The sequence below is a fragment of the Gemmatimonadota bacterium genome, assembly GCA_026706345.1.
In the GTDB taxonomy this organism is placed as follows: Bacteria; JAAXHH01; JAAXHH01; order JAAXHH01; family JAAXHH01; genus JAAXHH01.
In genome coordinates this window covers 1-3,482 of the sequence record JAPOYX010000218.1, presented here as the reverse complement: position 1 = coordinate 3,482, position 3,482 = coordinate 1, and the positions used below count along the sequence as shown (strand labels likewise).

Annotated in this window: 3 protein-coding genes; all 3 read right to left on the bottom strand. The window is 62.6% G+C overall.

The genetic code is table 11. The features are described from left to right. Positions 1–194: 194 nt before the first annotated feature. From OXG98_15700 to OXG98_15690, 3 genes are read right to left on the bottom strand one after another with little or no spacing between them, the layout of a single operon-like run. Complete coding sequence (locus OXG98_15700; protein MCY3773450.1) at positions 195–644, bottom strand: cupin domain-containing protein; 450 nt, start codon at positions 642–644, stop codon at positions 195–197. Then, positions 641–1,012 (bottom strand): hypothetical protein, encoded by a 372-nt coding sequence (locus tag OXG98_15695; protein MCY3773449.1) that lies wholly within the window; start codon positions 1,010–1,012, stop codon positions 641–643. Before OXG98_15695 ends, OXG98_15700 begins: the two co-directional genes overlap by 4 nt. 21 nt (positions 1,013–1,033) lie before the next feature. Next, positions 1,034–3,259: a TonB-dependent receptor gene (locus OXG98_15690; GenBank protein ID MCY3773448.1), complete on the bottom strand. Its 2,226-nt coding sequence runs from the start codon at positions 3,257–3,259 to the stop codon at positions 1,034–1,036. Between the last annotated feature and the right edge of the window lie 223 nt (positions 3,260–3,482).

Below are 3,482 nucleotides of genomic sequence, written 5' to 3'. Positions count from 1 at the left end.
GGCCCGCTATGCCCGAGCCCACCACCAGGGCCGTGGGCCTGGAATTTGCCCACACCCGGGCGCCGGACAGGAGGGCCGCGCCGGTCAGCCCGCCCGTTGCCTTGAGGACATCCCTGCGTTTCATGCCCGCCAGCCGCACCTGTTGACGAGTGAACGTAGCGAGGTTGGCAAGAGTAGTGAAAACATAGGTGCGGCTAGTGTTCCGGCCAGCCGTAGGTAACGGAGATCTTGCGGACCGGGCTGAGCTGACGCCAAGTTCCGGTGAACCCCTTCGGCATGACGACCATGTCGCCGGGCCCGTAGACCCTGCTGTTGCCATCGCTGTCGGTGATCTCGACCCGCCCTTCGATGAAAACCATGAATTCGTCCCCGCCCCAATTGGACAACTTCGCCGTATGGGTTTCGTACTGGGAATAGTCGACCGTCACCTTGTTGTCTTCGGAAGCAAAGATCCCCTGCCAGGCCATCGTCGGCCTGTCTTCCGAGACCAACGTGGACCAGGCATCGTCTTCCACGGCAAGAACTTCCAAATCGGCCGGCGCGTCCGTCGAAACATCGCCGATCCCGATGCCACCCCCCTCATCCGGCAATACCGCCGGTGACCAGGCGCCTAGCAGCAGCCCCAGCGCAATCAATCGGTTCATGCCTCATCTCCGAATTCGACTTCCCACCACTTCATCAGCGTACCGCAGGGCTCGGCTTCAAGGGTCGCGCAGCGCTGCCCGCCGAAGTGGGTCGGCCGGCCGGGCATCATGCTGCGCAGGTTGGCCAGCCGGAACACCAGCACGTTGTTGTCCGCCGACTGCCCCATGGCGAGATAGGTGAGCAGTTCCCGGTACTCGATGGCCGGCCGAACATACCCGCGCCCCGGGCTGTGGCACATCACGCAACCGTTTTCGGCCAACCTGGGCATCACCTCGCTGGCGAAAAACGCTTCGCCCTCCTCCGCGGCGCCCGCCGGCAGGGCCAGGAGACACCCGAGCAAAAGGGCGGTTGACTTTGGAAACCTCATTCTGCGAATGGGACGTTCCAGTCAGAACTCGTACAGCAGGCGCACGCCAACGGTGCGCGGCCGGTTCTGCAGGAACGAGATCGGATAGGTTCCGTCCCCAAAGAAGTCGGAGGTCGCCCCGTACCACTGCTCGTCGGTGGCGTTCTCGAGATAGGCCCACACCATCCAGTTCCGATGCGAAAACCCGGCCCGCACATCCAGCTTGTTGAAGCTCGGCTCCCGCAGGACCTCTTCGTTGTTCAGGTCGCTGAACCAGGAGCCCACGTAGATGTATTGCGCGCCCAGAAACCACTCACCCGGGTCCATCGGGTAGTAAAGCGTGAGGCCGGCATTGATGGTTTCCTTCGGGTGGCTCGGCAGGCGATTGCCGTTGCAGAGGCTTACGAAGTCGAGCCCCGGGCAGGTGTCCAGAGCGACGTCGTCGGCCTCGGTGTCGCTCAGCGCAACGCCGAGCTGGAACTCCACATGCCGGTTCGGCCGGGAATGCAACTGGGCCTCGACGCCGTAGCCTTCCACCGTCCCGACGTTGTCCACTTCGAACAGGGTTCCCTTGAAGGTGCCGAGCTGCAGGTCTTCATAGTCGTAGTAGAAAACCGCGATGTCGACCTGGGTCGTTCCGTCGAACAGCAGGGCCTTGAGGCCGGCTTCATAGGAGTAGATCTTCTCCGGGTCGAACGGGTTGAGCATGGTGACGCCGGGGATCACCTCGAAGGTGTAGGGGTCGAGACCCGTGACGGCAAAACTGTCGTAGCCCCCGGACTTGAACCCCTTCGTGAACGATGCGTACAGGGTCAGGTCTTCATTCGGCTTGTAGCGCAGCACGGCCCGCGGCGACAGGTCGTCCCAGTTCTCCGAACCCTCGAGTTCCTGCGGCAGGTTGAACCCCAGCAGCACCACTGGCGAAAGGTAGGAGTCGCCGTACGGCGCCTGCATGGCATACTTCTTCTTGTCGTAGCTGTAGCGAAGCCCCAGCGACACATCGAACCGTTCGTTCAGGCGGTAGGTCGCTTCACCGTACAAAGCCCAGCCGTTGTACTCGCCCCGGCCGACACCGGACTCCCGCACCAACCCGTCGGCCGTGCCGCCCGGCCACTCGAAACCGTAGAAATACGGGTAGATGGCCGCGCAACTGTCGCCGAAGGTGTAGAAACAGGTGGTTTCCTCGTCGCTCGCGCTCGAGAAATCCGCGTGGATGTCTTCCCAGTAGGCACTGGCGCCGAGAAACCAGGAGAAATCGCCGCTGTCATCGGACACCAGGCGCAGTTCCTGGCTGAGGTAGTCTCCGGACTGGTCCTGGATGTAGTTGATGTACCGGTCCGGGACGCCGTCGACATCCTCGAAGTAATAGAACTCGTGGTCCTTGAAGCCGGTGATGGAACTGAAGGTGGCGAACCCCAGGTCGTATTCGATCAGCAGCGTCAGGCTCAAGAGGTCGCTTTCGTCCGTATCGGCGTCAAGCACTTCGGAATCGATGGCCCAGATGTCCCCGGTGAACGGCTCGCGCGTAACAGGGTCGATCAGGGCATAGAGCGTACCGGAGGTCTGCCTTTCCTCGTATTCCACCGTGGCGGTGACCGATGCGCGCTCGCCGACGAAACCGATGGAGGCGCGGCCGCCGGTATTGTCGTGGCCGCCCCGCTCGCTGCCGCCCTGCAGGTTGTCGATCCAGCCGTCTTCCTCCGAATGAAAAGCCGCGATGCGCAGGGCGGCATTGTCCGAAAGCGGCAGGTTGACCGCGCCGTCGAACTCGATCACACCCCGTTCCCCCGCGCCGGCATGGGCGTAGCCGCCGGTGCTTTCCGGGTCCGGCTTGGCCGTGATGAGGTGAATGGTGCCCGCACCGGAGTTCCTGCCGAACAGCAACCCCTGGGGGCCCTTCAGCACTTCCACCCGTTCCATGTCGTAGAAGTGTCCGAGCGATGCGCCGGTGCGGCCCTGGTAGACGTGGTCCTTGTAGATCGCGACGGACGGGTCGCCACCGAACCCGAGATCGGTGGTGGAAACGCCGCGGATGGAAAAGGTCTCGAGGAAACTATTGGTGGCCACACCGAAAAATCCGGGCGTGATCGCTGCCAGATCCCGGGCATCGTCGAGCCCCGATTCCAGAAGGGATTGTGAGGTGAACGCGGTGATGGCGACGGGGACGTCCGCCAGATTCTGTTCGCGTTTCTGGGCGGTGACGACGATCTCTTCCAGGGCGGCGGCCTCTTCGGCACCGTACGCCGGTGAGTTTGCGAACAGGATCAAGCTTGAAGCCGCACAACATCCCAGCGCCAGCAGCGCCGGCCTGGACGCGGTGCCGACGCCTCCGCGACCGGAGATTGAACCAGAAAACGAATCGGTCCCAGTCATCTGTATCCTCCCTTATACAGTGGTGGGCATGGGTGAAGGGCCGGCAACCGCGGCGCTTCAACTTGAAACGGCTATCACGAGAATTTACCCAAACCCATGCCCTCCCGTTTCAGCAAAC

Coding starts and splice junctions, on each gene's coding strand:
- OXG98_15700 (MCY3773450.1), bottom strand. CDS start 644: ATGAACCGATTGATTGCGCTGGGGCTGCTGCTAGGCGCCTGGTCACCG.
- OXG98_15695 (MCY3773449.1), bottom strand. CDS start 1,012: ATGAGGTTTCCAAAGTCAACCGCCCTTTTGCTCGGGTGTCTCCTGGCC.